Genomic DNA, 26,829 nt, shown 5'->3' with positions numbered 1-26,829 from the left:
TCGTGAGCATCCGTGCGACGCATCGCGCTCTGCTGGGCCGTCTGCTGCCCGACGACGAGCCGGACGACCTCGCAGTACGTCAGGGGCAATTCCACATCGTGGTCATTGGGTCGGACCGTGTCGTGTGCCTGCCCCGAACCCGGGCGGCGGCTGCCCGGTTGCCCCAGCGGGCCGCCGCACTGCGCGCACTCGCCGGCCTCGACCTCGGCTTCCGCACACCTGAGCCGCTGCTCCGGGGCGGCGTCCACGACACCGACGAGGCGCCGTTCCTGGTACTCGGCCGCATTCCCGGCGAACCGCTGCAGGCCGACGCCCTCAACGATGCCCGAGTGTTCGACGCCGTGGCGGCGCAGTACGCCATGCTGCTGTCCGGCCTGGCCCGGGCGGGCACCGACGAGACGGTACGCGCAGTCCTGCCGCAGGCACCAGCAGACCGGTGGCGGCTGTTCGCGGAGAACGTGCGCGCGGAGTTGTTCCAGCTCATGTCCGACAGCGGGCGCCTGCGGGCCGGTCGGGAACTCACGGCACTCGACGGCCTTCCCCACCTCACCCGAGCGGTGGTGCATGGCGACCTCGGTGCCGAGAACGTCCTGTGGGAGTGGACGCACGGGCTGCCGCGCCTCTCCGGAGTGCTCGACTGGGACGATGTCGCACTCGGCGACCCGGCCGAAGACTTCGCAGCGATCGGTGCCGGCTACGGCCCTGAGCTCCTGGAGCGGGTGCTCGCTCTGGGCGGCTGGTCGAACCACGGGCTCCTCACCCGCATCGCCGCGATCCGCGGCACGTTCGCCCTGCAGCAAGCCCTCTACGCGATCCGCGACGGCGACGAAGCAGAACTTGCGGACGGCCTGGCCGGCTACCGCTGAGGTACACCAGCACAACGGCGAACCTATGCGGTCACAGCCCCAGCGGTCAGGATCGGGCGAGGTGGGACGGGGTCTGGGGCCAGGGGGCGGTTCGTTCGAGTTGGGAGGACAGCCGGAAGAGGAGGTCTTCCCGTGCGTACGGGGCGGTCAGCTGGACGCCGATCGGCAGGCCGGTCTCGGTCCGATGCAGCGGGAGGGAGATCGCGGGCTGGCCGGAGATGTTGCTGAGGACGGCCAGTTCCGCCATGGCGGTCCAGGCCGGTGCCGTTTCGCTGAGCGGGCGGTCGCCGCTCAGCGTGCCCAGAGGCGGCGGGAGTCCCGGCAGGGTGGGGCTCAGGACGATGTCGACCGCGCTGGAGGCGCGCACGATGCGGCGGCTCCACCGCGCCAGGACGTCCAGGGCGTCCAGGAGCTGGGCGGTGGTGGTCGCGGAGCCTCGGGTGACGGCCGCGGCGGTTCCCGGTTCGAGGTCGTGCATGGGGACGCCGATGCGCCGTTCCCAGGCGGTGACGTCGCGGGCGACGGAGGTGGCGATCACGAGTCCCATGGCCGAGACGCCGCCGGCGTCGGCGAAGGCGCCGGGGGCGAGTACCCGGACGTGGTGGCCGAGCGACTCCAGCATTCGGGCCGTGGCGTTCACCGCGGTGACGCACTCGGGGACGACCGGCCCGCCGGACGGCCGTTCCTGGAGAAGGCCGATGTGCAGGCGCCCGGGGTCGGCGTCGAGCTCCGCCGTCCAGGGACGGGACGGGGGCGGGGCCGCGGTGAGGTCGCCGGGGGTGGGGCCGGCGGTGGCGTCCAGGACGGCGGCGCTGTCGCGGACGGTGCGGGTCAGCACGTGCTCGTGGGTGAGCGGCCCCCAGTACGAGGCGTAGGGGGCGAGGGTCATGCGGGCGCGGGAGGGTTTGAGGCCGACGAGGCCGCAGCACGACGCCGGGATCCTGATGGAGCCGCCCATGTCGTTCCCGTGCGCGAAGGCGACCATGCCGGAGGCGACGGCCACCGCGGAGCCGCCGCTGGAGCCGCCGGACGAGCGCGTGGTGTCCCACGGGTTGCGGGCGGGGCCGTGGGCGAGCGGCTCGGTGGTGGGCGACATGGTGAGCTCGGGGACCTTCGTCCGGCCCAGGAGGACGAGCCCGGCCGCGCGGTAGCGGCCGGTGAGCGCGGTGTCGGCGGGCGAGAACCATGGATGCTCGCGCAGGTAGGTCATGCCGTGCTGGTAGCGGTCGCCGGCCGAGTGCTGCACGGCGTCCTTGAGCAGGAACGGGACGCCCGCGAAGGCGCCGCGGGCGGGCCGGGCGGGCCGGGCGGCCTCGTCGCGCGCGCGCTCGAACCGTTCCGCGGCGAGCGCGCCGAGCACCGGGTCGAGGCGCTCGATCCGGTCGATGGCGGCGGCGACGAGTTCGGCCGGGCTCAGCCGCCCGGTGCGGACGAGCCCGGCCTGCGCGACCCCGTCGAGGTCCAGGAAGTCATCGCTCATGGCCGTCCTCTCCGCCGTGCCGCCGGACGGGCCCGTCCGCGTTCCCGTCCTTTTATTTTCACTTTATGCACTGTAGATTCGATCATGCGGAAGCGGCCATCGGCCGCCGTGCGGGAGAAGGGATCCGCATGCCTGACACTCGACCGCTCCTCCTCGTCATCGGCCACGGGTCCGAGCTTTTTCGCGGCCATCTTCTGGAGTCCGTCGGAGTCGATTACCGGGTCCATTTGTTCTGCCGCGCCGAACCGACCTGGGAACGGCCGCACATCTGCGGCAGCACGGTCTTCGACGACGTCTTCGACGTGCCCGCGCTGATCCGGGAGGCCGTCCGGATCGCGGCCGCCGGCGAGGTGCGCGGCGTGGTCAGCTGGTCCGACGACCTGGCGGTCCCGGCCGCGTACGTCGCCGAGAGCCTGGACCTGCCGGGCGGGAAGCCGGAGATGGTCGTCGCCTGCAGCGACAAGTACCTCACGCGGTCCGCGCTGGCCGGGGCGGGCGTCCCGCAGCCGCTGTCGATCGCGGTGTCGCGGACCGACGAGGCGCTGCGCGCCGCCGAGCGGACCGGGTACCCGGCGGTGCTGAAGCCGCGCGGGCTCGCCGGCAGCATCGGGATCGTCCGGGTGGACGGCCCCGAGGAGCTCGCATCGTGGTTCCCGTGGTCGGCCGGCGCGCGTGCGGCCGGGGCGCCGCGCTACGAGACGCCGGTGCTGGTCGAGGAGTATCTGGACGGGCCGGAGATCAGCATCGACTCGGTGGTGCACCGGGGCCGGGTGCAGCCGATCTACCTGGCCCGCAAGGTCGTCGGCTACGCGCCGTTCTTCGCCGAGCTCGGGCATTTCGTGGACGGCGCCGACCCGCTGCTGGCCGATCTGCGCGTCATGCAGGTCCTGCAGGCCGCGCATTCGGCGCTCGGCTTCACCGAGGGCGTCACGTTCACCGAGATGCGGCTGACCCGGCGCGGCCCCAAGGTAATCGAGCTGAACGGGCGGCTGGGCGGCGACCTGCTGTCGCTGCTCGGCCGGTACGCCACCGGGATCGACCCGGGGCTGGTGTCGGCGGCCGCGGCGTGCGGGCTGCCGCCCGTCCTCGCCCCGGACCGGAAGCTCACGGCCGGGATCCGGTTCTTCCACCCCGAGCGCGACGACACGACGATCCGGGCGATCCGGTTCGACGAGGAGCGGCTGCCGCCCGAGGTGGTGCGCGCCGTGACGCTCGCCGAGCCGGGCGAGACGGTGTCCCCGCCGTCCCGCGACATCCGGTACGGGCGGATCGCCTACGCGGTCGCCGTGTCCGGGTCGATCGACGAGTGCGGGCGGGTCCTGGACGAGGCGGAGCGCCTCCTGCACGTGGAGACCGGCGCGTGACGCCGACGTTCGGGCTGTACCTGCCGCAGGTCAGGCGGAGCTTCGCGCAGCTGGCGACGCTGGCGGAGGCCGCGGAGGACCTCGGCTTCGAGGCCGTGTGGTTCATGGACCACCTGGCGCTGCCGGGGGTGCCCGGCGGAGCGCTGGAGGGCTGGACGGTCGCGACGGCGATCGCGGCCCGGACCAGCACCGTCCGCGTGGGGCACCTGGTGCTGTGCGAGTCGTTCCGGAACCCGGTGCTGCTCGGCCGCATGGCGGTGACGCTCGACCAGATCAGCGGCGGGCGGCTCAACCTCGGGCTCGGCTGGGGCTCGTCACCGTCCGAGTTGACCGGCCTGGGCTTCACCGCGGACCCGCCCCGCGTGCGGCGGGCCCGGCTGGCCGAACTGCTGGACGTCCTCGGCCTCGTCGTCAGCGGACGGCCCGTCGACCACGCCGGCGAGTTCTTCACCGTGCGGGACCCGCAGGGCGGCCCGGCCGCCGTCCAGTCCCGGATCCCGCTGACCATCGGCGGCGTCGGCGACGGGACGATGGCGCTGGCGCGCGAGCGGGCGGACTGGTGGAACTGCTGGGCGCCCGACACCGCGCGGCTGGGCGAGCTGATCCCCCGGACGGGCAAGGCGCGGGTGTCGGCGAACTACGAGATCGCCTTCTCGCACCGCGCCGACGTCCCCGGCTTCGTCCTGACGGGGCCGCCGCGGGAGCTGGCGCGGCGGCTGTGCGCCGACCGCGACCTCGGCGTGCGGCACTTCGTCGTCCAGATGGTCGATCCGGCGGGAGGCGTCCGTGACCTGCGCCGCTTCATGAAGGAGGTCGCGCCCGCCGTCACCGGCGGCTGACCGCGACCACTACACGGAGTCGCCTACGCCTTGCGGTTGTCGACCCACCGCGTCCTGCTGGAGCCGGGGGTGATGCCGGCGAATGCGGGGCTCTTCGCCACACCGGCGGGCAGGGACGCGGGGTCCACGCCCGCCGTGACGCCGTCCCGCTCGGGGCCGACCCGTTCGGCGTGCCGGGCGAGCGCCTCCAGGTCGAACCCGAAGACGCGGGCGGCGTTGCCGGCCAGCATCAGCTCGACCTCGTCCTCGGGCACCCCGGCGTAGGCCAGCCGGATGGCGGACTCGCTGTAGGGGTAGGTCGCCTCGGTGTGCGGGTAGTCGCTCCCCCACATGATCCGGGACACGCCGATCGAGGCCCGGATCGCGGTCTCGGACGGGTGCATGAAGCTGGCCCCGGCGTAGCACTGGCGCCGCCAGTACTCGCTCGGCCGCAGCGACAGGTTCCGGGCCACGGTCGCGCCGTGGCTGAGGTCTCCGCTGCCGGACGCGGTGCGCATGGAGTCGACGAAGCCGTCCATCGCGCGGAGCGCGTTCGGGATCCAGCCGAGCCCCTCCTCGGTGAAGACGACGGTCAGCTCGGGGTGGCGCTCCAGCACGCCGCCGAGGATGAGGTGCCGCAGGGTCCGCTGGTCCCACCAGCGCAGCTCCAGCATGAACAGCACGTGGTCCTCGGGACGGTCGCCCGCGCGGGGCGCGGCGCTGCCGCTGTGCACGTTCACCGGCAGCCCGGCCTCGACGCAGGCGCGCCAGATCGGGTCGTAGTACTCGTGGTAGTACAGCGGCGGCAGGCCGGACCCGGGCGGGGTGCCGGGCAGCAGCAGCCCGCCGCGCAGCCCGGCCGCGGCGGCGCGCTCGATCTCGGCGACGGCCTCGCCGACGTCGTGGAGCATCACCTGGAAGACCCCGGCGCGGCGGCCCGGCGCCGCGGCGCAGAAGCCGGCCAGCCAGCGGTTGTGGGCGCGCAGGCCCGCCCAGCGGCGGCGCAGGTCCGCGGCGCTCTCGGCGGCCCGCTGGCTGCCGAGCGAGGACGCGGAGAAGAACGGCGGGATCGTGTTGGGGAACAGGACCTCGGCGACGGTCCCGTCCTGCTCCAACTCGCGCAGGCGCCGGTCGGAGTCCCAGTTGCGGGTCCCGTCCTCGCCCTTGAGGTCCTCGTAGGGCACCTCGTAGGAGACCGCCCAGGCGTCGAACTCCTCCCGGTACGCCGGGTCGAGGTGCTCGCGGTACTCCAGGAGGTCCGCGCCGCCGTGGCAGTCCGCCGAGATCACCGTGTAGCGCGTCCGCTCGGCCATCGCGTTCCCCGCTCCGTTCCGCTGCTGAGGTGGGCGACCGGGCGCGGGGACGGGCAGGCCGCCCCCGCGCCCGACCGGCTAGATCCTGGCGTAGCCGTAGCTGAGCGACGCCGCCTCGACGGGGTCGGCCGACTCCAGCCGCTCGGCGCCCTCGACGAGGGTGTCGTCCTCGTCGACGTTCCAGGACTGGTCGTTGATCGTCAGCTCGCGCATGTCTCTCCTCCTCTCGCGAAGTGGTGGGGGTTCAGCGCGGTGCGCCCGCGCCGCCTTCCTGGAACCGGTGCCCGCACTCGGCCACGACGAAGTCCATGTGCGCGCCCGTCATGCCCTCGCCGAAGCCGAGGTGCAGCGTCCCGGCCCCCTCGTTGAGCTGGGAGTTCAGCTCCCAGTCCACCAGCGGGAGGAGGTTCATGTTGGTGCCGAGGCCGAGTTCGAGCGTGTGCCCGGCGTAGCCGGGGTTGGTCACGTCGATCACGGCGCCGGTGTAGTCCACGCCGCCGGCCGTCACCGAGGTGAGCACCCCGTCGGCGAGCCGCAGCTCGATCGGCGCCCGCGCGACGATCTCCTCGCGCAGCCGGGCGGCCCGGCGGATCCGCTCGTCGCCCTCCGGCCGGACGCGCGCGTCCCGCGCGACGAGCAGCCCGGACGCGACCGCCGTGCCGGCGATGTCGAAGGCCCCGCGCCAGTCGGACGAGGAAGGGGCGGTGATGGAGAACTCGCAGAAGCTCGCCACGCTGACCCACTTGCCGGGGCCGATGTGCGGGTCGAGCCACGCGTCGGCGCTGAGCCGGTCGGCGAACGAGCAGGTCAGGTCGGTGCCGTTGCCCTCGAAGACGAGCGGTCCCGGCTGCTCGGAGATGCTCCGCGCCCAGTAGCGGTTCCACTCGCACGCCGCGGTGTAGTCGGTGGCGCGGACGAGGCGGAGGGTGTACTCGGCCACCGGCAGGGACGGGTCGAAGCTGGCGATCGGGACCAGCAGCACCCGCATGCGGCGGAACAGCCTGCGCAGGTCGCGGCTGACGAGCCGCGCGCGCAGGAGCAGGACGACGTTGGCGTCGTCCGGCAGCCCGGGGGCTTCCTCGAGCGGCAGGGCCCGCATGCCCAGCCCGGCCGCGTACCGGTTCAGTTCCGCATCGTCCGACACGACGAATATCTCGCCGTCCGGAAAGACCTGGCGCAGATGGTGCCCGGCCGCTCCGGGATCCGCCTGCGAACCGATTTCAGGAGTCACCGACATGCCTTTGATCATAGAAAGGAGGCGCCATTTCAATAATCCCCGAAACCACTACTTCCGAGAGCTGTCCCATAAATGGGACGGTGCTGGTCAGTGCTGGCCGAGCGCTCCCTCCGCGCGCATCCGGCGCTCCATCCGGCCGAACAGCGCGGTGCCGCCAGCGAGGAACAGGCCCGAGGTGGCCAGCAGGGCGCACACCTCCACGGCGGGCGGGTAGAGGGAGTCCGCGCCGAGCGCGGCGCGGCGGCTCAGGTCGATCGCCCACGTGGTGGGGATGAGGTAGGAGACGGGGCGCAGCGCGTCCCAGAGCACCGCCACGGGGAACGTGACACCGGCGAGGACGGTCACGACGTAGCCGAGGTTGTCGGTGAGCCCGACGGCCTGCCGCCAGAGCAGCGACAGCGACGCGCTGAGGAGCCCCATCCCCGCCAGGCCCGGCACCAGCGCGGCGAACACCGGCAGGACCAGCACGGTCCCCGGCCCATAGCTGGCGCCCGCCACCAGGCTCACCAGGACCGCCATCGTCACGCCGGCCAGCAGGCTCAGCCCGGTCATGCAGGTCATCAGGCCGAGCACGAGGGCGCGGCGGCTCACCGGCATGGCCCAGGTCTGCTCCAGCGTGCCGAGGCCCCGCTCCGAGGCCATGGCCTGGGCGGGCCCGGACAGGACGGTGCCGGTGACGGTCGCGCCCACGAGGCCGGCGGACAGCCATCCGCCGAAGTCGGAGGTGCCGGTGAGCTCGTCCATGCCCAGGGAGCGCCCCTTCACGAGGAACGCGGTGCCGAGGAGCAGCACGGGCAGGACGAGCTGGTACAGGGGCATGAACAGCATCGTGTTCAGCAGGGTCAGCGGGTACCGACGCAGGACGCGCAGCTCCTTGCGCGCCACCGCCAGCAGTGCGCGCGCGTCCGGGCTCATCCCGCCGCCTCCGCGCTCATCCCCGCCGCCTCCGCGCTCATCCCCGCCGCCTCCGCGCTCATCCCCGCCGCCTCCGCGCTCATCAACGCCGCATCCCGGCTCATCCCGCCGCCTCCGGCACGAGCCTGGCGCGCACCAGCCGGACGACGGCGTCGCGCGCGGAGTCCAGGAACAGGTGGCCGCCCGCCACCAGCCGGACCTCGAAGGCGCCCCGCGTGTAGTCCGCCCAGGCGGGCAGGAGGGCGGCGGGCACGGAGGCGTCGTCGAGCCCGCCGAGGACGGTGAACGGGCAGTCCAGGGGCTCCTCGTCCGGCGGACGGTAGTTCTCGAACAGCGCGAAGTCGCCGCGCAGCTTGGGCAGGAACATGTCCAGCAGCTCGGGTTCGCGGAGCAGGAGCGAACCGGCGTCGTAGGCGCGCAGCCGCTCGGCGAACGCCGCCTTCGGCAGGCTGTGGGCGGGCGGGTCCGGATCGGGGCGGTTCGGGGGGCGGCCGGCGGACGGGAACAGCCGCACCGGCGCGGGCAGCCCCCGCGCCCGCGCCCCGAAGGCCAGCGCCAGCGCGATGCTGGCGCCCATGCTGTGCCCGAACAGGGCGTACGGCGCCGCGCGGAGCGCCGGGCCGAGCTCGTCGAGCAGCACCTCGACGAGGTCCTCCATGGAGCCGGGAAGGTCCTCCTCGAACCGGTTCTCCCTGCCGGGCAGCTGGACGGGCCAGACGTCGACGCCCGCCCCCGCGAGCTCGCGCACCCACGAGCGGTAGGCCGTCGCGCCTCCCCCGGCGCACGGCAGGCAGATGAGCCGGACCCGCGGCGCGCTCGCCGGCAGCGCGAAGCGCGTCCACCGGCCGGGCGGCGCCACCGGCTCAGGCAACGCAGACCGCCTTGAGGAAGCGGGCGAACGCGTCGGGGGTGTCCAGCTCCAGCGGCCGGTCGCCGATGGCGGTCGCGGGGACCGGCACGCAGCCGAGCGTCCGGAACTCCTCGAGCCGCCCGGCGATCTCGGCGGCGTCCCCGGCGATCGCGATCGCGTCGGTCATCGCGCGGTCGATCTCGCCGGTCGCGAGCCTGTCCCCGAACCCGGACGCCTCGAACACGTGCCGGTACGACGGCATCATCGCGTACTGGGTGATGAGGCCCTCCAGGTCGGAGTACAGGTTCGGGTGGTCGTCGGCCAGGTAGACGGGGACCTCCACGAGGACGGGCAGCGTCGCGGGGTCGCGGCCGACCCGCGCGCAGGCGTCGTGGACGGCGGGCAGGACGTGCTCCTCCACGTAGCGGAGCGGGGCGAGCCACAGCAGCAGCCCGTCGGCCAGCTCCGCCGCGAGCTCGATCATCTTCGGCCGCATGCCGCCGAGCAGGATCGGGACGTCGGCGCCGTGCCCGGTCACGTTGGAGGCGTGCGCGGTGTGGTGGCGTCCGACGAAGTCGACCCGGCCCTCGCGCAGCAGGGTCCGGACGATCGTCAGGTATTCGCGCATCGCCGCGACCGGCGGGACGGGGTCGAGGCCGAGCACGAACTCGTTGATGAACGGGTGGCCGGCTCCGAGCCCGAGCGCGAACCGCCCCTCGGACAGGTCGGCGAGCGCGGAGGCGGCCTGCGCAGCCAGCACCGGATGGCGTCCCGCCACCGGGGTGACCGCGGTCCCGACGCGCATCGAGCGGGTCGCGGCGGCGCAGCCCGCGGCGACGAGCGCCGAGTCGTGGTTGTCGGGGACCTGGCTGAGCCACAGCTGCCCGGCGCCCGCCTCCTCGGCCATCCGCGCGCGGTCGGCGGTGGCGCGCAGCCCGTGCGCGCCGGGGCCGAGCAGCAGCGGGTTCGCCGCCGTCCGCAGCTCGTCCGCCGCGATGAAGGATCCCGTCATCGTCGCAACCTTTCCCGGACGCTCAGCGCGCGCCCTGCTCGTTCTCCACCAGTTCGGCCAGGGCGCGGACGGTGGGGCGGCGGAACAGCCGCGCCACCGTGACCTCCACGTCGAAGTGCTGCCGGACGCGCCAGGCGAGCTGCACGGCCATGAGCGAGTTCCCGCCGAGCTCGGCGAAGTCGTCGTCGAGGCCGATCTCCCGGATGCCGAAGGCGTCCGACCACAGGGCGGCGATCCGCTGCTGGAGGGGCGTCTCGGGCGCGGCGTAGGGGGTGTCGAGGAGCCGCTCGCCCTGGGCGGCGGTCGTGGCGACCACCGCGCCGCCGCCGAGCTCGCGTTCGAGCACGTCGCCGGTGAGGGACTCGACGCGGCGCAGGTTCGCCTCCAGGCCCTCCGGGCAGACGACGAGGTGCGGCGCGGCGCCCCACGCGCCGAGCAGCGCCCGCAGCGCGTCCATGCCGGTCGCGGGTGTGATCATCCAGTCGGCGCGGTCCGGCGCCGCCGCGGGGGCCGGCGCGCCCGCCGGGCCCGGCTCCGCCCGTGGGCCCTCGGCGGCGCCCTCGGCGAACGCCGCGGGGTCCACCCGCCGCAGCGCGTACTGCTCGATCTCCGCCAGCTCGGTGCCGTCGGGGGCCATGACGCGGATGTCGGCGGCGACGATCTCCCCCTCGGCGTCGTCGAGCTCGCGGACGTCGACGTGGAAGCGGGGCGGGAGCGGCGCCCGGACGAGGATGCGCCGGTAGCTCAGCGGCAGGTACTTGTTGCCCTTGCGGATGCCCTCGATGACGCGGGCGTTGGAGACCGCGTCGTCGAACAGGCCCGGGTGCAGCACGTACTGGCCGCACTCGGCGCGGAACTCCGCCGGCAGCGCGACGGTGCCGAGCTGCCTGCGCGCGCCGATGTCGACCCGCTCGACGCTGTACCAGTGCGGCCCGAAGTCGACGATCCCCCGGGAGCGGAAGTCCGGGGTGGGTTCGAAGCGGTGGTCGGCGCACGCGGCGCGGACCGCCTCGACGTCGTGTACGGGCGCCGGCGTCGCCGGCACCGTCCGCACCCGCGCCCGGACCCGTTCCGTCCAGGCGGCGGGGTCGTCGGCGTCGGCGGGCGCGACCGTGAAGGAGGCGTCGTGGAAGCCGTCCTGCGCGGGACGAAGCGTGATCCGCATCTCCTGGTCCGTGCGGACCTCGATCGGTCCGAGGAACACGACGTCGGTCATCTCGACGTGCTCGTCCTCCCCCGCGCCGAGGGCCGTGACGGCCGCCGCCCGGATCATCTCCAGGCATCCCGACCCGGGCATCAGCGGGATGTCGCCGACCCGGTGGTCGGTGAGCATCCAGTGCGACTCGGGGCCGAGCACCGTGGAGAACACCACGTCGTCCGACAGGTCGTGCAGGCGGCGTCCGAGCAGCGGGTGCTCGGCGGGCTCGGACCACTTGCCGCCCCGCATCTCGCGGAACACGTTCGGGGTGATGCGGGCGGCGTCCACGGCCATGCCGACGTCGCGCCAGGCGCCCCAGCTGACCGACAGGACCCGCGCCCCGGACGCGGCGCGGCGGCGGGCGTAGGAGTCGAGGAAGTTGTTCGCGGCGCAGTAGTCCACCTGCCCGAAGTCGCCGACGACCGAGGTGATCGAGGAGTACAGGACGACGAAGTCCACGTCGTCGCCGAGGACGCGGTGCAGGGCGAGGGTCCCGGCGACCTTGGGGGCGAGGACGCGGCGGGCGGCCTCCCGGTCGCGGACGGCGAGCAGCCCGCCGCCCGCGACGCCCGCCGAGTGGAAGACGCCGTCGACGCGGCCGAACCGCTCGGCGGCCTCGGCGACCGCCGCCGCCAGCGCGTCCTCGTCGGTCACGTCGCAGGCGCGGGCCAGGACGGTCCCGCCCAGCTTCTCGATCTCCGCCAGCTCGCCGAGCAGACGCCTGGTGGCCTCGTCCGTGCCTTCATCGGCGAGGAGGCCGGGCCACGCGTCGCGGTCGGGCGGCGCGGTGCGGCCGAGCAGGACGAGGTTCGCGCGCGCCGTCCGGGCCAGTTCCTTGGCGGTGGTGAGGCCGATCCCGCCGAGCCCGCCGGTGATGAGGTAGGTGCCGCCCTCGCGCAGGAGGGCGGGCTTCTCCTCGGGGACCTCGACGGGGACGCCGGTGTACGACCAGGCCCAGCGCTTGAGGCCGCGCCAGGCGACCTGCCGGTCCGCGTCGTCGTCGCGCAGGCATTCGCGGAGCAACTGGCCGGCGACGACGTCGGACGGCTGGCGGGCGGGCGCGGCGAGGTCCACGCTGCGGCAGCTCACGTGCCGCAGCTCGCGGTTCATCAGGATGGCGGGGCCGAGCAGCGTCGCCTTGCCGGGCTCGTTGGCGCCCTCGCCGGAGACGTCCTGCATGTTGGTGCTGACGGCGACGATCCGGACGGGCTCGTCCGGGAGGCGGTCCTCCAGCGCCTGCGCCAGCAGGAGCAGCGAGTAGAAGCCGAGGTCGCAGGCCCGCTCGACGGCCTCGGGGGCGAGCGGGTCGGGTTCGGCGTCGGTGGCCGTCCAGCCGTGCACGACATGGGTGGGGAACGCGCCGTCGCCGAGCGCGCCGAGGAGGGCCTCGTAGTCGTCGCGTTCGGCGGGACGCACCGCGAACCGGTCCGTGCCCGTCTCGGCGAACCCGGGCCCGGCGGTGACGCGGACGACGCGCGCCCCCTCGGCCTCCAGCCGGTCCGCGAGATCCTCCACCGGCCCGGTGCCGGGGGTCAGCAGCAGCCACCGGGAAGCGTCCGGCACCGCCGGGACCTCGGTGCCGATCGGGCGTTCCGTCCAGACAGGCGCGTAGACGGCGCGCTCCACCGGGCGGGCGCCCTCGTCGTGCTCCTCCTCGTCCTGACCGGCGGCCCCGGCGGGGTCCGGGTCCAGCCAGTACCTCCGCCGCTCGAACGGGTAGACCGGCAGCGGCACGCGGCGGCGGTCGCCGCCCGCGGCGCCGTCCCAGCCCACGGGGACGCCGGCGCTCCAGAGCCTGCCGAGGGCCTCCAGGGCGAGGACCTCGTCGTCGTCCTCGCCGAGCGGGTGCCGCATCGAGGTGGCGAGGACGGTCCGGGCGCCGAGGAGGCACTGCCGCGCCGCGCCGGTGAGGGTCCGGCCGGGGCCCGCTTCCAGCAGGACGCGGTCCGCCCCGTCGGCGAGAGTCCGCACGCAGTCGGCGAAGCGGACGGCGCTGCGCAGGTGCGCGGCCCAGTAGCCGGGGTCGGTGGCCTGCTCGGCGGTGATCCAGGTGCCGGTGACGTTGGACAGGAACGGGATGCGCGGCTCGTTCAGCCGCACGCTCGCGACGCGTTCCCGGAACGGCTCGACGATCGCGTCCATCATGCCGCTGTGGAACGCGTGCGAGGTGACCAGCCGGCCGCAGCGCACGCCCCACGGTTCGAGGCGCTTCTCGAAGGCGTCCACGGCGGCGTCGGGGCCGGCGACGACGGTCGCCGCTGGGCCGTTGACCGCAGCCACCTCGATGCCGCCGAGGAGCATCGGAACGACCAGGTGCTCGGGCAGCGGCACCGCGGCCATGGAGCCCGGCGGCATGCCCTGCATCAGCTCGCCCCGCGCCGCGACGACCGCGAGGGCGTCCTCGAAGGACATGACGCCCGCGAGGCAGGCGGCCGTGTACTCGCCGATGCTGTGCCCGAGCAGCGCGTCGGGTGCAACCCCCCAGGAGGCGAACAGCCGCGCGACCGCGTACTCGACGGCGAAGAGGGCGGGCTGGGCGAGCCGCGTCCGCGCGAGCGCCTCGCCCGTCGCGCCTCCGTACAGCAGGTCGCGCAGGTCGGCGCCGATGAGGGGCTCCAGCACCTCGGCGCACTCGTCGATCACGGTGCGGAACACCTTCTGCGTCCGGTAGAGGCCCTCCCCCATGCCGGGGTACTGGGCGCCCTGGCCGGGGAAGAGCAGCGCCACGCCGCGCCCCTCCACCGGGACGGGCCGGGTGGAGGCCGCCGTGCCGGCCAGGTCCCGCAGGGCCGCGGCGGCGTCCTGCACGGTCGCCGCCACCACCGTGCGGCGGTACGGGAACTCGCGGCGGCCGTGTTGCAGCGTCCACGCCACGTCGGCGAGGGGCGGCGGATCCGGCTCCCCGAGGTGCTCGCCGAGCCGCGCGGCCATCGCGGCGAGAGCGCCGCCCGTACGCGCCGACAGGGCGATGACCTGCGGTGATGGGCGCTCATCGGGGACCCGCACGTCCTCCGGCGGCTCCTCCAGGACGATGTGCGCGTTGGTGCCGCCGATGCCGAACGAGCTCACCCCGGCGCGCCGCGGTCCCGCCCACGGCACCGGCTCGGTGTTGACGTAGAACGGGCTGGAGGCGAAGTCGATCGCCGGGTTCGGCTCCTGGAAGTGCAGCGTCGGCGGGATCACCCCGTGCCGGACCGCCAGGCAGGCCTTGATGATCCCGGCGACGCCCGCCGCCGCGCCGAGGTGCCCCACGTTCGTCTTCACCGAACCGAGCGCGCAGTACTGCTCGGCGGCGGCCCCCGCCGCGCGGAACGCGTCGCTGAGCGCCGTCACCTCGATCGGGTCGCCGACGAGGGTGCCGGTGCCGTGCGCCTCGACGTACCCGATCGACTCCGGCGCCACCTGCGCGACCGCCAGCGCCTCCACGATCAGCCGCGTCTGCCCCTCGACGCCCGGGGCGGTGTACCCGGCGCGGGCGGCGCCGTCGTTGTTGATCGCGGAGCCGCGGATGACCGCGTACACGTGGTCGCCGTCGGCGCGGGCGTCCGCGAGCCGCTTCACCGCCAGCACCCCGACCCCGCTGCCGAAAATGGTCCCGGACGCGGCGGCGTCGAACGCCCGGACGTGCCCGTCCGCCGAACCGATCCCGCCGTCGACCCGCCAGTGGCCGCGCCCGTACGGCAGGCGGACGTCCACGGCGCCGACCAGGGCCATGTCGCACTCGCCCATCTGCAGCGACTGGCAGCCGAGATGGATCGCCACCAGCGCCGTGGAGCACGCGGTCTGGACGGTGAAGCTCGGGCCCTGGAGCCCGAGCCGGTAGGAGACGGTGGTGGCCAGGTAGTCGGGCTCGGTGGCGGTCGCGACGCTCATCCCGCCGGCGGCGTCCACGGCCGCGCTGTTGCGCCGCACGTTGTCCGAGCCGTACCGGTACTCCCCCGCCCCGCCGAACACGCCGACGGTCCCGGAGTAGCGGCCGACGTCGTATCCGGCGTCCTCCAGCGCGCTGTGGCAGGTCTCCAGGAACAGCCGGCCCTGCGGGTCGCGCAGTTCGGCGTCGCGCGCGGTGTAGCCGAAGAACGCCGCGTCGAACCCGTCCATGTCGTCGATCATCGGACAGGCCTTGACATAGTTCGGGTCGTTGACGAAGCGCTCCGGAACGCCGGCGGCGCGCAGCTCGTCGTCGGTCAGGAAACGGATGGCCTCGACGCCCTTGACGAGGTTGTCCCAGTATTCGCGGACGTCGTTCGCGCCGGGAAAGCGGCACGCCATCCCGACTATCGCGACATCGTTCTCCCGAATGTCGTCGGCCATTTACGCCTCACCTTCCGTCCGGCGGGCGCGTGCCGCGCCGCGCAGTGCCCGCTGCCGCCCGCCCGGCGCGGGCCGGCGCGCTCTCCCGGCCTCGGGGGAGGCGTCGGCGCCGCCCGCCAGATGGCGGGCCAGGGCTCTGATGTTCTGGTGGCGGTAGAACGCCACGAGGGGTATCTCGCGTCCGAGTCCCGCCATGAGGTCGGCGCGCACCTCGGCGATGATCCGCGAGGTCCCGCCGAAGTCGAAGAAGTTCACCTCGACGCCGAGGCCGCGCTTTCCCAGGCGTTTCTCCCAGGCGTCCCGGACGATGCCCAGCATCGCCGACTCCACCTCGTGCACCCTCGGCGTTCCTTCCGTGGACGATGATCCCGATACCACCACGTCCGGCGGCGGCCGGACAGTCTCTTTTTGGAGGTCTGACCCGTGTCACCGCTGGTCAGAGCGGTCGTTCCCGGCGATGCGGGGCGACCGGACGGGGCCGTCCGAACAGGTCCGCGAGATGGCGGTCCGGCATTTTCGCGAGATGCTCGCTCACCAGCGCCCGCGCCTCCTCCTTGTCGGCGCGCGGAATCTCGTCCAGGGTCGACAGGAATCCGCCCGCGGCGGCGAACTCGTAGAACTCATCGCGCAGCACCGAGCACAGTGCGGCGTCCTGGTACTCGCCGTCGAGATAGAAGTAGTCGCGCAGGATCCCTTCGAGCGTGACGTTCCACTGCGTCAGCGCGGGAAGCGCGTGCTTGTTGTACAGGCCGAAGAGGAATTCGACCCGGTGCGCGTTCTTCATGTGGAAGAGATAGTTGAGCAGCAGGACGCTGGCCTCCGCGCCGAGTCCCCGATCGTAGAGTTCGGGATCCCCGACGCCGGTGCCGATCACGTAGCTGCCCTCGTACTCCTCCTTCTCCGTCCAGGTGACCGCGCCGACGCGCCGCTTGCTGCCGTTCTCCACCACGATGAGGAAGTGCGTCTTGCCGTGCAGGTTCTCGTTCCTCAGGTCGTCGGCGGAGAACAGTTTCTGCTTTCCGAGGGCGTACCATCCGGACGCCGAGGAGAACCACTTGGCGAGGCGTTCGTAGTCGCCGGGAAGGCAGTGCTCGAGCGTGGTCAGGGTGCCGATCATGGTGGCTCCTCGCTATCCGATCCTCTTCACGGGGCCGCGCGCGGCGCCCCCGGCCGCCGCGCCCGCCGCCGCCGCGCGGGCCCGGTCGACCTTCCCGTTGCCGTTGACGGGCAGCTCCGCCCGGTGCTCGAACGAGCCCGGCAGCATGTGCGGGGGCAGGGCGCCGAGGACCGCCGCCGCCAGGTCCGCCGCGGGCACCGGGCGGCCGGTGTAGATCGCCGCGAGGCCGCGCTCGTCTCCGTCCCCCGCCGGGAAGACGACGGCGTCGGCGACGTCCGGGTGCCGCCGCAGCACCGCCTCGACCTCGCCCGGCTCGACGCGGTAGCCGCGCACCTTGACCTGCTGGTCGAGCCGGCCGAGATGGACGAGCAGGCCGTCCTCGACGCGCACCCGGTCGCCGGTGCGGTACCAGTGCTCGGGCCCGTAGGGTCCCGGCCGGCACGGCACCCGCGCGGGCGCCGCCGGTGGAAGGGCGTAGAAGCGCCCGGCGTCGGACCGGGAGTCGAGGTAGCCGGGAAAGCGCTGCTCGCCGCGCAGGCACAGCTCGCCCTCCGCCGCGGGCCGCCCGTCAGGGCCGATGACGACGTGCTCCACCGTCGGCAGCGGGCGGCCGATGGGCACGGTGCCGTTGGAGGTGACGGGCCAGTCCGACGGTGATCGCGGCAGCTCGTAGGCCGTGCAGAACACCGCCGCCTCGGTGGGCCCGTAGGTGTTCTCGACGGCGCTGTGCGGCGCGGCCTCGGCCCAGGCCGCCGCCTGCCGCGCGGTCAGCCGGTCGCCGCCGAAGCGCGTGCGCCGCAGGCCGGGCATGGAGCCCGGCTCGACTCCCCCGGCGCGCAGGCCGAGGGACACCGCGTACGGCACCGAGAACCAGTGCGTGATGCCCCTGCGGTTCACGTACGCCGACGGCCGCAGCGCCTCGTTCCCCACCGGGACGACGACGGTCGCGCCCCCGCTCCAGGTCAGGAACAGGTCGCAGACGGAGGGGTCGAAGGTCAGCTCGAAGGTGTGCGACACCCGGTCGCCCTTGACGACCGGATACCGCTCGGCGCACGAGCGCAGGAAGGCCGTGACGTTGGCGTGCGTGACGGGCACGCCCTTCGGCACGCCCGTCGACCCCGAGGTGAACAGGATGTACGCGATGTCGCCCGGCTCGACGGACGCGGGCGGGGGCGCAGGCGGCGAGGAAGTCTGCGCGAGGCCGCGCGGTGAGCGGGGCAGCTCGACGATCACCGCCCGCGCCGCCGCCGCGATCCCGGCCGCCCGCGCGGCTCCGGGCTCGTCCGTGAGCAGGACGTCGATCCCCGTGGCCTCGGCCATGGCCCGGTTGCGGGGCGCCGGATACCCGGGGCCGAGCGGCACGACGGCGGCACCGAGGCGCAACGCCGCCAGGTAGCCGGCGTAGGCGGGCAGCGTGCGGGCGCAGAGCAGGCCGACCCGCCGGGGCGGCTCGCCCCGCCGCCGTGCCATGAGCGCGGCGGTCACGGCAGCTGCATGCTCCAGCTCGGCGTAGGTCCAGTTCTCGTTCCCCACCTCTAGAGCGACGGCGTCCGGATGGCGCGCGGCGCCCGCGGCGAACCACGAGTACAGGGAGCCGCCGCTCACGGCGCACCGCCTTCCGGGCGGCGGGTGACGTACGCGACGAGCCGGGGACCGCCCGGGAGGTCGTCGCGCAGGACGACGGCCGCGTCGGCGATCGCGGGATGCTCGCGGAGCACCGCCTCCACCTCGCCCGGCTCGATCCGGTGGCCGTTCAGCTTGACCTGCCGGTCCATCCGGCCGAGGTACTCCAGCCCGCCGGCGGGGCGGAGCCGTACGAGGTCGCCGGTCCGGTACGTGACCGCGCCGCCGGCGTCCGGCACGAACCGTTCCGCGGTGAGGGTGGGCCGGTCCCGGTACGCGCGCGCGACGCCCGGTCCGCCGATCCACAGCTCACCCACGACGCCGGGCGGGGCGGGCTCATGCCATCCGTCGCGGACGATCGCGGTCGTGTCCCCGAGCGGGGAGCCGAGCGGGACGGTCGCGGCGCCGGCCCGCAGCCGCGCGGCGAGCGACCACACGGTGGTCTCGGTCGGCCCGTACAGGTTCCACGCCTCGCCTGCCAGGCCGGTGAGGCGGTCGGCGAGCGCGGCGTCGAGCGCCTCGCCGCCGCACCAGGCGCGCCGCAGCCATTGGCCCGCCGGTGCGGCGAGCAGCAGGTTCCGCCAGCCGGTCGGCGTCGCCTGGACGGTGGTCACCCCCGCGTCCCGGACGAGCCCGGCGACGTCCCGCGGGTCGTGCTCGGCGCCCGGGGGCGCGATGACGATGCGGGCGCCCACGCTGAGCGGGAGGATCAGCTCGGCGAGGGAGATGTCGAACGTCGGGTTCGTCAGCGCGAGGACGGCGTCGGTCCGGTCCAGCCCGGGCCGCCGGGCCATCGCCCGGAACAGGTGCGCGACGGCCTGGTGGGGCACCTCCACGCCCTTGGGCCCGCCGGTCGACCCGGACGTGTAGATGACGTACGCCAGATCATCAGGTGCGGGCGCGTGCAAGGCACCAGCGGATGCGGTGACCTCGCCGCCGTCCCGGTCCACGAGCAGCACCGGCAAGCCGGAGGACGCGGGCGCGCCGGACGCAGAGGAGCCCACGACGACCACCGGCCTCGCGTCGGCCAGCAGGGACGCGAGACGGTCCGGCGGATGCGCGGGGTCGAGCGGGAGGTAGGCGGCGCCCGCCCGCCACGCGCCGAGCATCGCGACGACCAGGTCGGCGCTGCGGGGCAGGAGGAGCGCCACCAGATCGCCCCGACCGGCGCCCGCCGCGCGCAGCCGGCCGGCGAACCGCTCGACCCGCCGGTCCAGCTCGGCGTACGTCAGCGAACGCGTCCCGTCGGACACCGCGACGGCCCCCGGCATGGCCGCCGCCATGCGACGCACCATCTCCGGTGCCGTCTCACCTCCCACGGCATCCGCGGAAGGCAACACGGCAGCCGGAACCCCGGCCGTGGGTCCGCTGGTCATGCGCAGTTCGCGGAGCGGCACGCCGGGGCGCTCGAGAGCGTCGCGGAGGAGATCGCCCACGCATCCCAGCAGGCACCGCGCGGTCTCCGCGTCGTACAGGCCGGTGCTGTAGTGCAGCTGGAACCGCAGCTCCCCCGTGTTCGGCATCGTCGCCGTCAACGCCAGGTCGGTCTGCACCGCCTCCACGAGCCCCGACACGTAGCGGCAGCGGGCGCCCGCCAGTTCCAGCGGCCGGTGGTCCGTCCGGAACAGCGTGAACAGGATCTGGAACACCGGTGTCGTGTCCAGCTGCCGCGGTGCCCGGGCCGCGTCCGCCAGCTCCAGCATCGACACGTCCTGGTGGGCCATCGATTCGAGCAGCTCCCGCCGCACCCGCGCGACCAGCGCCTCGAACGGCTCCGCGACGTCCACGGCCACACGCAGCGGGAACGGACTCGCGAACAGGCCGACGACGCGCTCCACGTCCGGCCGGTCCCGCCCGGACGCGGGAACGCCGAACACCACGTCGTCCTGCCCGGCGTACCGGGCGAGGACGGCGCTCCACACGGCGGCGAGCACCATGAACGGCGACGCGCGACGCGCGCTCGCGAACGCCGCCAGCCGGTCCCGCAGCCTGGCGTCGAGCCGGACCTCGTGCGTGGCGCCGCCGGTCGCCGCCCCCGCCGGGCGCGGCCGGTCCGGCGGGACGACGGTGAACGGCGGCGCCGTCGCCAGCCGGTCGCGCCAGAAGGCCGCCGTCCGGTCGCGGCGGCCATCACTGCCTGCCGCGTTCCGGCGCCGCGCGTGGTCGCCGTAGGAGAGGGGCGGCGGAGGCGTCCACGGTTCGCCGCGCAGGCCGGCGTTGTAGGCGTCTCCTATCTCCTCCCACAGGATCCCGAGCGACCAGGCGTCGGCCACCAGGTGGTGGACGACGAGGACGAGCGCCGAGCGGCCCGCCGGCCGCCGGAAGAGCAGGGCGCGCAGCAGCGGCGGGCGGGTCAGGTCGAAGGGCCGGGTCGCCTCGGCCCTCGCCGGGTCGCGCCAGTCCGCGCAGCCGGTCGCGTCGACCTCGGCCAGCTCGACCGGCGCGTCCGCGTGGACCCGCGCCTCCGGCCGTCCGGCGACCTCGTGGAACGTGGTGCGCAGCGCATCGTGCCGGGCCGCGACCCGCCGTATCGCCGCGGCGAGGACGCCGGCGTCCACGGGCCCGTCGATCTCGTGCGCCGCGGCCAGGTTGTGCATCGCGGTGCCCGGCAGCAGCCGTTCGCGCAGCCACATCGTCTCCTGGACGGGCGGCGGCGCGTACGCGCTCACCGGCGGCGCCGCCTCGCGGGCGTCCGACGTCACGAGCCGGCCCCTTCCCTCAGGACGCGCGCGAGCCGCCGGACGGTGGGCTCCTGGAAGAACCGCAGCGGCGGGACGCGGGTCCCGAAGCGCCCGGAAATCCGCGCCAGAGCTCGGACCGCGTGCACGGACGTGCCGCCGAGCCGGAAGAAGTCGTCGTCGGCGCCGACCGCCGCCGCCGGGAGCCCCAGCACCTCCGCGAAGATCTCCGCGAGCGCCGCCTCCCGCTCGTCGCCCGGCTCGGCCCGCAGGGGGCCGTGAGCGGTGTCCGGCGCCGGGAGGGCCGCGCGGTCGAGCTTGCCGCTCGGCGTCCTCGGCAGCTCCGGAAGCTCCACGATCAGGCTGGGGACCATGGCCGCCGGGAGCAGCCGCGCGGCGTGCCGGCGCAGCTCGGCGGCGAGATCGTCCCCAGGCGGGCGTCCCCCGGGCGCGGGCTCAGCCATCGGCGGGCCCGAACCGCTCGGCGAGCCGCGCCACGGTGGCGAGCTCGAACAGGTCCCCCATCGTGACGTCCGCGCCCGGCTCCGCGCGCAGCTCGGCCAGCAGCAGCGCGGCCGTCCGCGAGTCGCCGCCGAGCTCGATGAAGTCGTCGTGCACGCCGACCCATTTGCGGTCGAGGACCCGGCACCAGAGGGCGGCGACGCGCCGTTCGGCGGAGGTGCGCGGCAGTTCGAAGCGGTACACGGCGGGCCAGGAGGCGAGCCGCTCACGGACGGCCGCCGCGTCGGGCGCCCCGTCCGGGCCGCGGGGGATCTCCGGCAGCAGCGCGATGGTCGCCGGGATCGCCGCGATCCCGAGCTCCGCGGCCACGTGCGCGGCCAGCTCGGGTCCGACGGCGTACCCGTGCGGCACCACCAGCGCCGTCTCCCCCGGGCCGTCGCCGAAGCCCGGCAGCAGGACGGCCTCGCGCACGTCCGGATGGGCCCGCAGGACCGCTTCGACCCGCCGCGTCCCGAGGTCCGGGACGACCGTGTCAGTGCCTCCCGAGGGGGAACGGCCCCCGGCGCCTCCCGGCCCGCCGGCTCCGTCGTCGAGATCAGACACCCGTCACCTCCTGTTCGGCGAGGCGGCGCCGGTGCAGCTTGCCCGCCTCCGTGCGCGGCAGCTCCGTCACGAACCGCACCGTCCACGGCACCTTGTGCGGGGCGAGCCGGCCGCGCGCGAACTCCGTCACGGCGGCCTCGGTGAGCGCGCTGCCCGGCCGCCTGATCACCAGGGCGAGCAGCCGCCCGCCGAGCTGCCCGTCGGCCCGGCCCACGGCCGCGACGTCGAGGATGTCGGGATGCTCGGCGAGCGCCGCCTCGACCTCGGCGGGATAGACGTTGCCGCCGCCGACGATCACCATGTCGTGGCGGCGGGCCGCGAGGTACAGGTACCCGCCGGCGTCGAGGCGGCCGACGTCGCCGACCCCGGCGAAGCCGTCGACCGTCCAGCGGACGCCGCCGGACGGGCCGCCGAGCTCCCGGCCCACCGCGTCGCGGCCGGTGGTGCGGCGCATGAACACCTCGCCCTCGACGCCGGGCGGGACGAGCCGCCCGTCCTCGTCGACGATGCGGATCTGCGTGCAGAAGCCCCGGCCGACGCTGCCCGGCCGTTCCAGCCACTCGTCGCCGCGCAGCAGCGTGGTCCCGACCGCCTCGGTGGCCCCGTAGACCTCGTAGAGGCGCGTCGGGCCGAGCACGTCGATCCAGGCGCGCTTGACCTCGGCGGGACAGGGCGCGGCGGTGTGCATCACGGCGTTGAGCGAGCGCAGCGAGTACGCGGACCGCTCCAGCGCCGCCAGGCCCCACTGGAGATGGACGGGCGTGAGCTGCGCCCACTCGACCGCGTGCGCGTCGATGGCGCGGAGCATCCGGCGGGGGTCGAAGCGCGGCAGCACCACCAGCGTGTCGCCGCCCAGCAGGCCCTCCCAGCAGCACATGAACGGCGCGGCGTGGTGCAGCGGACCCGCGATGAGCTGGCGCTGCCCGCCGCGCCATCCCACGGCCCGCAGCATCGCGTTCGGTACTCGCGCCGGGTCGTGGTCGAGCGGGCGCGGATGCTCGATCAGGCGGGGCGTCCCGGACGAGCCGCCCGTGGCCAGCAGGTATCCTCCCCGGCCCTCCGCGACGCCGGGCCTGCCCGGCGAGGAGGCGGTGTCCTCCAAGGTCACCGGGGACCGGTGCGCGGACAGCGCGTCGAGCACCCGCGCCGCCTCCGCCTCCGGCATCAGCGGGTCCAGGGGCAGGAACGGCAGCCGCGCGCGCATGCAGGCCGCGAACGCGATCACGGTCCGCGCGTCGTTCGCCGCGTCGATCACCACCACGGGCGGCCGCGGGGTCGCGGCGGCCGGAACCGCGAGCCGCGCGGCGAGGTCCGCCGATGCAGCGTCCAGTTCCTCCCGGCTCACCACCGTGTCCGGGGCGGCGGGCCCGCCGTCCACGATCAGCGCGGGCTCGTCGGGGCGGTCGCGCGCCAGCTCGCGGAACCGCTCGGCCGCCGGGACGGCGCCGCCCGTCATCGCCCGGCCTCGCACGGCTCGCGCCGCAGGGAGGCCGCGACCGTCCGCAGGCTCACCGGCGTCTCGACGTGCTCGGCCCGCAGTCCGCCGAAGCCGTGACCGGCGAGCGCGCGCACCGTGCGGGGCACCTTCCGGAGCCGTCCGCCGGCCGCCACGTAGTCGTCGCGGAGATCCACGTCGCCCACTCCCCTGTGCGCGGTCAGGAACGCCTCACGTAAGGCCCGTTCGGCCGCCGGGTCCGCCGCCGCGTCGGCGAGGACGGTCGGCTCCTGCGCTCGTTCCGTGCCCTCCTGCTCCAGCCCGATCGCCGCGCCGAACTCACTGCAGCGCAGGGCGCCGGCGGAGGCGTCGGCCAGGCGGAACAGCGCGCGCACCGTCCAGGACAGCAGCCGGTCGATCTCGGCGCGGGGAACGAGCGCGGTGTCGGCGTCGAGCGCGAGCATCAGCTCCTCGCCGAGCATCCGCGCCTGGAACAGGGCGTAATCGGGACGGCCCTGGTCGCTGCCGCTGTGCTCGACGGGCGGCTCCGCGTTTCCCGCCGCCCGTCCCGCCGAGGCACGTGCCGTGGCGGAACCGGGCGCGGGCAGGAAGTCGTAGTCGAGCTGGAACTCCGGGACGAACCCGCGTCCGCGCGCGGCGCGCACCACGGTCTCGCGGAACTCGTCAGGCGGGTATTCGGAGTGCGCGTAGGCGCTGAGGGACTCCCGCCACGTCCGCCGCACCACGTCGGACATGACCGGGTCCCCGGACAGGTCGAGGATCAGGTAGGCCGGCTGGTACAGCCCGAGGACGCTCGCGCGCTCGGCCGCCGTCGTCCGGTTCGCGCACAGGCTCCGGATGGGCACGCCGGACCGTCCCGTGCGCAGGGCCAGCACCGACGCGAAGGCCGCGAGCACGATGCTCGGCAGCGTGACCCGGTGGATCCGGGCGGCCTGCGCGGCGCGGGCCGCCAGGTCCGGCGAGCGCGTCGACGCCTCCACGTACCGCGGCGTGCCGGGCGGCGCCGGCGGGCCGGTGAACAGCGGGCCCGGAGCCCGGCCGAACACGCCGGCGAGACGGCCGAGCGCCGCGTCGGCCTTGGCCCGTCCGGCGGCGGAGCGCTCATGGTCCGCGCGGGCGAGCGGCTGCACGAGCGCGCCCGCCTCCGGTGGAACGCCGCGGCGGCCGCGGAGCGCGGCCAGGAACTGGTGGCGCAGTCCGGCGACGGCCCCGCCGTCCATGACCGACCGGTCACCGGCGAAGGCGACGGCCGGGACCCGCCCCTCCTTCACGCCGAGCACCGCCCGCCAGCGCGGACCGTCCGGATCGCCGGTGCCGGGACGGCGGAAGCCGCCGAGCACCCCGGCCACGTCCTCGCGGAGCTCGCCCAAGGGGACGGAACGGAGTGGCATCGGCGCCGCGCCAGGCGCGTGGAGCCGCTGGTGGGGCAGGCCGTCCTCACCCAGCGGCAGGCTGGTGCGCAGGACCTCGTGCCGGGCCGCGAGTTCCGCGAACACCGCGCGCACCGCCTCCGCCGTGGGACGTTCCGGCAGGTACCAGACGTCCGCCATCGGCGGGTAGGTCTCGTCCGGCGGGTTCCAGTACTGGCTCCACCAGACGGCCTCCTGGTACCAGGTCAGCGGGCCCTCCCGTCCCGTCGTCCCGGCCATCAGAAGAGCCCCAGCTTCCCTGCCCGGCGCGCGTGCCGGACGCTCAGCCAGAGCAGCGCCATGGCGAGCGCGGCGGCGACGACGGCCTCGCCGAGCAGGACCGCCAGCCCGGGAAGCCGGGCCGCGAGGCCCTCGTGCCCGGCCGTCACGGCGCGCAGGGCGTCCAGCACCTGCGTCGGCGGCAGCGCCTTGCCGACGGCGCGCAGCGGCTCCGGCAGGACGGCGAGCGGATAGGTCACCCCGCACAGGAGGGTGAACGCGCCCCGCGAGATCTGCAGGGCGCCGGACGCGTCCTGCAGCGACAGCGAGGCCGTCGCGAACACCGCGCCGAGCGCCATGAGCACGGGGAAGGCGAGGGCGAGCACGGCGAGCCAGCGGACGAGGTCCCCGCCGTCCAGCGGCACGCCGAACAGCAGCCGCATCGACGCGGCGGCGCTCGCGAACACCACCAGCACGGGGACGATCTGCGCCGGGGCGCCGCCGAACAGCAGGGTGAACCGGGACGCCGGGCTGGCGAACATGGTCTCGAAGGAGCCGCGCTGGCGCTCCTGCCGCAGCGCCAGGCCCGGCCCCCACAGGACCGCGGTGATCCACAGGTAGACGGACCAGCCGAGATAGAGGAAGGCGACGTAATCGTCGGTGCCCGCCCGCCGCTCGAACGCGGCGACGGACGCCGGGCCGCCGCCGCTGAAGGCCGTCGCCTGCGCGATGTACGCGAGCGGCAGCAGCAGCATCCAGACGGCCAGCGCCACGATCTCCGCGGGATAACGGCGCATCAGCCGCAGCTCCTTGCGGGTCGTCGCGGCGATCGCGCGCAGCTCGGCCTCCGCGCGGTTCATTCCGCCGTCCCCGGGGCGGTGACCGCGAGGAAGACGTCGTGCAGCGTCACCGGCTCGACGTCCACCCCGTGGATCGTCGCGCCGTGCCGGTTGGCCGCCTCCACCAGCCGCGGCAGGAGGTCCACGCCCGGCGCCAGGTGCAGGGTCATCTCGGCGCGGAGCCCGTCGACGGACTTGTCCGCCACCGTCGCGAACCGGCCCACCGACTCCAGCAGGTCGCTGTCGCCGGCCCGGTCCCGCAGGACGAGCCGCACCCGGGCGACCTGGGTGGCCTTGACCAGCCGCTTCAGCTCGGCCGGGGTGCCGAGCCGGGCGACGCGGCCCCGGTCGATGACGGCGACCCGGTCGCAGACCTGGTCGGCCTCCGCCATGTCGTGCGTGGTGATCAGCACGCAGTGGCCGGCGTCCCGCAGCCGGCGGACCTGCTCGCGGAGCCGCTCGGCCGAGCGCGGGTCCAGGCCGGACGTCGGCTCGTCCAGCAGCAGCACGGCCGGCTCCTGGAGCAGCGCGCGCGCCAGCGACAGGCGCTGCCGCATGCCCGTCGAGTAGCGCTCGGCGTAGTCGTCAGCGCGGTCCAGCAGCTCCACGTCGCGCAGCACCCGCTCGATCCGGCCCGGCGTCTCGCGCGGCGGCAGGTGGTACAGCGCCGCGAAGTACTCCAGGTTCTCCCGGCCGGTCAGCTTCCAGTAGACGCTGCGCTCCCCGCCGATCACCACGCCGAGGTGCCGCCGCGCCTCCCGCGGGTGCGCGACCGCGTCGACCCCGCACACCTCGACGGCGCCGCGGGTCGGCTCCAGCAGCGTCGCGATCACCCGCACGGTGGTCGACTTGCCGGCGCCGTTCGGCCCGACCAGCCCGAAGACCTCGCGGTCGCGGACGGCGAGGTCCACGCCGTCGATCGCCGGGACCTCCCGCCGGGTGTCGGGCGCCCGGCGGATCCGCTGGGCGACCGTCCGCCGGCCCTGCCGGAAGTGCTTGGCCACGTCCGTCAGCGCGACCGCGACGCGGCCGCTCACCCGGCGCACCGCCGGGCGC

At 74.9% G+C, this 26,829-nt stretch carries 21 protein-coding genes; 3 read left to right on the top strand and 18 right to left on the bottom strand.

Annotated features, from left to right (window positions below):
• The first annotated feature begins 2 nt into the window (after window positions 1-2).
• Complete coding sequence (vph, locus tag F9B16_RS00435) at window positions 3-866, top strand: viomycin phosphotransferase (RefSeq protein WP_151537935.1); 864 nt, start codon at window positions 3-5, stop codon at window positions 864-866.
• 46 nt (window positions 867-912) lie between these two features.
• On the opposite strand, the gene F9B16_RS00430 is transcribed toward vph, so the two are convergent.
• On the bottom strand, window positions 913-2,346 hold the full coding sequence (locus tag F9B16_RS00430) for an amidase (RefSeq protein WP_151537763.1): 1,434 nt from the start codon (window positions 2,344-2,346) through the stop codon (window positions 913-915).
• 128 nt (window positions 2,347-2,474) lie between these two features.
• Here F9B16_RS00430 and F9B16_RS00425 point away from each other — a divergent pair, with 128 nt between their 5' ends.
• Both F9B16_RS00425 and F9B16_RS00420 read left to right on the top strand, forming a co-directional pair.
• Window positions 2,475-3,710 (top strand): ATP-grasp domain-containing protein, encoded by a 1,236-nt coding sequence (locus F9B16_RS00425; RefSeq protein WP_192808529.1) that lies wholly within the window; start codon window positions 2,475-2,477, stop codon window positions 3,708-3,710.
• Window positions 3,707-4,549: an LLM class flavin-dependent oxidoreductase gene (locus tag F9B16_RS00420; protein WP_192808528.1), complete on the top strand. Its 843-nt coding sequence runs from the start codon at window positions 3,707-3,709 to the stop codon at window positions 4,547-4,549. Before F9B16_RS00425 ends, F9B16_RS00420 begins: the two co-directional genes overlap by 4 nt.
• A 23-nt stretch (window positions 4,550-4,572) precedes the next feature.
• Here F9B16_RS00420 and F9B16_RS00415 read toward each other — a convergent pair whose 3' ends face one another.
• The 17 genes from F9B16_RS00415 to F9B16_RS00340 all read right to left on the bottom strand — a co-directional run bounded on the left by F9B16_RS00415 (window position 4,573) and on the right by F9B16_RS00340 (window position 26,810).
• Window positions 4,573-5,841, bottom strand: coding sequence for an amidohydrolase family protein (locus F9B16_RS00415; RefSeq protein ID WP_225991210.1), 1,269 nt, complete (start codon window positions 5,839-5,841; stop codon window positions 4,573-4,575).
• Between the two features lie 78 nt (window positions 5,842-5,919).
• Window positions 5,920-6,054 carry a hypothetical protein gene (locus tag F9B16_RS53450; protein ID WP_264159645.1) on the bottom strand — a complete coding sequence of 45 codons (135 nt, stop codon included), beginning with the start codon at window positions 6,052-6,054 and terminating at the stop codon, window positions 5,920-5,922.
• Between the two features lie 31 nt (window positions 6,055-6,085).
• Window positions 6,086-7,078 (bottom strand): hypothetical protein, encoded by a 993-nt coding sequence (locus F9B16_RS00410; RefSeq protein ID WP_151537760.1) that lies wholly within the window; start codon window positions 7,076-7,078, stop codon window positions 6,086-6,088.
• Between the two features lie 87 nt (window positions 7,079-7,165).
• Window positions 7,166-7,993: an ABC transporter permease gene (locus F9B16_RS00405; protein WP_151537759.1), complete on the bottom strand. Its 828-nt coding sequence runs from the start codon at window positions 7,991-7,993 to the stop codon at window positions 7,166-7,168.
• 100 nt (window positions 7,994-8,093) lie between these two features.
• Complete coding sequence (locus F9B16_RS00400) at window positions 8,094-8,864, bottom strand: thioesterase II family protein (protein ID WP_151537758.1); 771 nt, start codon at window positions 8,862-8,864, stop codon at window positions 8,094-8,096.
• On the bottom strand, window positions 8,857-9,855 hold the full coding sequence (locus tag F9B16_RS00395) for an LLM class flavin-dependent oxidoreductase (protein ID WP_151537757.1): 999 nt from the start codon (window positions 9,853-9,855) through the stop codon (window positions 8,857-8,859). Before F9B16_RS00395 ends, F9B16_RS00400 begins: the two co-directional genes overlap by 8 nt.
• A 22-nt stretch (window positions 9,856-9,877) precedes the next feature.
• Entirely contained in the window at window positions 9,878-15,367 is a 5,490-nt protein-coding gene (locus F9B16_RS00390) for a type I polyketide synthase (RefSeq protein WP_151537756.1), read from the bottom strand.
• Window positions 15,368-15,706 carry an acyl carrier protein gene (locus F9B16_RS00385; protein WP_216858169.1) on the bottom strand — a complete coding sequence of 113 codons (339 nt, stop codon included), beginning with the start codon at window positions 15,704-15,706 and terminating at the stop codon, window positions 15,368-15,370.
• Between the two features lie 97 nt (window positions 15,707-15,803).
• Complete coding sequence (locus F9B16_RS00380) at window positions 15,804-16,484, bottom strand: GNAT family N-acetyltransferase (RefSeq protein ID WP_151537755.1); 681 nt, start codon at window positions 16,482-16,484, stop codon at window positions 15,804-15,806.
• Between the two features lie 12 nt (window positions 16,485-16,496).
• Window positions 16,497-18,089, bottom strand: coding sequence for an amino acid adenylation domain-containing protein (locus tag F9B16_RS00375; RefSeq protein ID WP_151537754.1), 1,593 nt, complete (start codon window positions 18,087-18,089; stop codon window positions 16,497-16,499).
• Window positions 18,086-20,809: a non-ribosomal peptide synthetase gene (locus F9B16_RS00370; RefSeq protein ID WP_151537753.1), complete on the bottom strand. Its 2,724-nt coding sequence runs from the start codon at window positions 20,807-20,809 to the stop codon at window positions 18,086-18,088. Before F9B16_RS00370 ends, F9B16_RS00375 begins: the two co-directional genes overlap by 4 nt.
• Window positions 20,806-21,249, bottom strand: a complete 444-nt coding sequence (locus tag F9B16_RS00365) for a phosphopantetheine-binding protein (protein ID WP_151537752.1) — start codon at window positions 21,247-21,249, stop codon at window positions 20,806-20,808. The genes F9B16_RS00370 and F9B16_RS00365 overlap by 4 nt, the downstream gene beginning before the upstream one ends.
• The gene (locus tag F9B16_RS00360; protein WP_151537751.1) at window positions 21,242-21,850 is read right to left on the bottom strand and encodes a phosphopantetheine-binding protein; all 609 of its coding nucleotides are present in this window, start codon (window positions 21,848-21,850) and stop codon (window positions 21,242-21,244) included. Before F9B16_RS00360 ends, F9B16_RS00365 begins: the two co-directional genes overlap by 8 nt.
• A complete protein-coding gene (locus tag F9B16_RS00355) occupies window positions 21,843-23,306 on the bottom strand; it encodes an AMP-binding protein (protein ID WP_151537750.1) in 1,464 nt (487 codons plus the stop codon). The genes F9B16_RS00360 and F9B16_RS00355 overlap by 8 nt, the downstream gene beginning before the upstream one ends.
• A complete protein-coding gene (locus F9B16_RS00350) occupies window positions 23,303-24,955 on the bottom strand; it encodes a hypothetical protein (protein WP_151537749.1) in 1,653 nt (550 codons plus the stop codon). Before F9B16_RS00350 ends, F9B16_RS00355 begins: the two co-directional genes overlap by 4 nt.
• A complete protein-coding gene (locus F9B16_RS00345; protein ID WP_151537748.1) occupies window positions 24,955-25,794 on the bottom strand; it encodes an ABC transporter permease in 840 nt (279 codons plus the stop codon). The genes F9B16_RS00350 and F9B16_RS00345 overlap by 1 nt, the downstream gene beginning before the upstream one ends.
• Window positions 25,791-26,810, bottom strand: coding sequence for an ABC transporter ATP-binding protein (locus tag F9B16_RS00340; protein ID WP_225991209.1), 1,020 nt, complete (start codon window positions 26,808-26,810; stop codon window positions 25,791-25,793). Before F9B16_RS00340 ends, F9B16_RS00345 begins: the two co-directional genes overlap by 4 nt.
• Window positions 26,811-26,829: the final 19 nt, after the last annotated feature.

Origin of the sequence: Actinomadura montaniterrae (genome assembly GCF_008923365.1) — a bacterium.
Classification (GTDB): Bacteria; Actinomycetota; Actinomycetes; order Streptosporangiales; family Streptosporangiaceae; genus Spirillospora; species Spirillospora montaniterrae.
This window is presented reverse-complemented; position numbering and strand designations above follow the sequence as displayed.

What these genes read in the sequence shown, in the direction of transcription:
- F9B16_RS00415 (WP_225991210.1), bottom strand. Translation starts at nt 5,841, where the DNA reads ATGGCCGAGCGGACGCGCTACACGGTGATCTCGGCGGACTGCCACGGC.
- F9B16_RS00345 (WP_151537748.1), bottom strand. Translation starts at nt 25,794, where the DNA reads ATGAACCGCGCGGAGGCCGAGCTGCGCGCGATCGCCGCGACGACCCGC.
- F9B16_RS00365 (WP_151537752.1), bottom strand. Translation starts at nt 21,249, where the DNA reads ATGGCTGAGCCCGCGCCCGGGGGACGCCCGCCTGGGGACGATCTCGCC.
- F9B16_RS00350 (WP_151537749.1), bottom strand. Translation starts at nt 24,955, where the DNA reads ATGGCCGGGACGACGGGACGGGAGGGCCCGCTGACCTGGTACCAGGAG.
- F9B16_RS00380 (WP_151537755.1), bottom strand. Translation starts at nt 16,484, where the DNA reads ATGATCGGCACCCTGACCACGCTCGAGCACTGCCTTCCCGGCGACTAC.
- F9B16_RS00355 (WP_151537750.1), bottom strand. Translation starts at nt 23,306, where the DNA reads ATGACGGGCGGCGCCGTCCCGGCGGCCGAGCGGTTCCGCGAGCTGGCG.
- F9B16_RS53450 (WP_264159645.1), bottom strand. Translation starts at nt 6,054, where the DNA reads ATGCGCGAGCTGACGATCAACGACCAGTCCTGGAACGTCGACGAGGAC.
- F9B16_RS00430 (WP_151537763.1), bottom strand. Translation starts at nt 2,346, where the DNA reads ATGAGCGATGACTTCCTGGACCTCGACGGGGTCGCGCAGGCCGGGCTC.
- F9B16_RS00395 (WP_151537757.1), bottom strand. Translation starts at nt 9,855, where the DNA reads ATGACGGGATCCTTCATCGCGGCGGACGAGCTGCGGACGGCGGCGAAC.
- F9B16_RS00405 (WP_151537759.1), bottom strand. Translation starts at nt 7,993, where the DNA reads ATGAGCCCGGACGCGCGCGCACTGCTGGCGGTGGCGCGCAAGGAGCTG.
- F9B16_RS00390 (WP_151537756.1), bottom strand. Translation starts at nt 15,367, where the DNA reads ATGGCCGACGACATTCGGGAGAACGATGTCGCGATAGTCGGGATGGCG.
- F9B16_RS00410 (WP_151537760.1), bottom strand. Translation starts at nt 7,078, where the DNA reads ATGTCGGTGACTCCTGAAATCGGTTCGCAGGCGGATCCCGGAGCGGCC.
- F9B16_RS00425 (WP_192808529.1), top strand. Translation starts at nt 2,475, where the DNA reads ATGCCTGACACTCGACCGCTCCTCCTCGTCATCGGCCACGGGTCCGAG.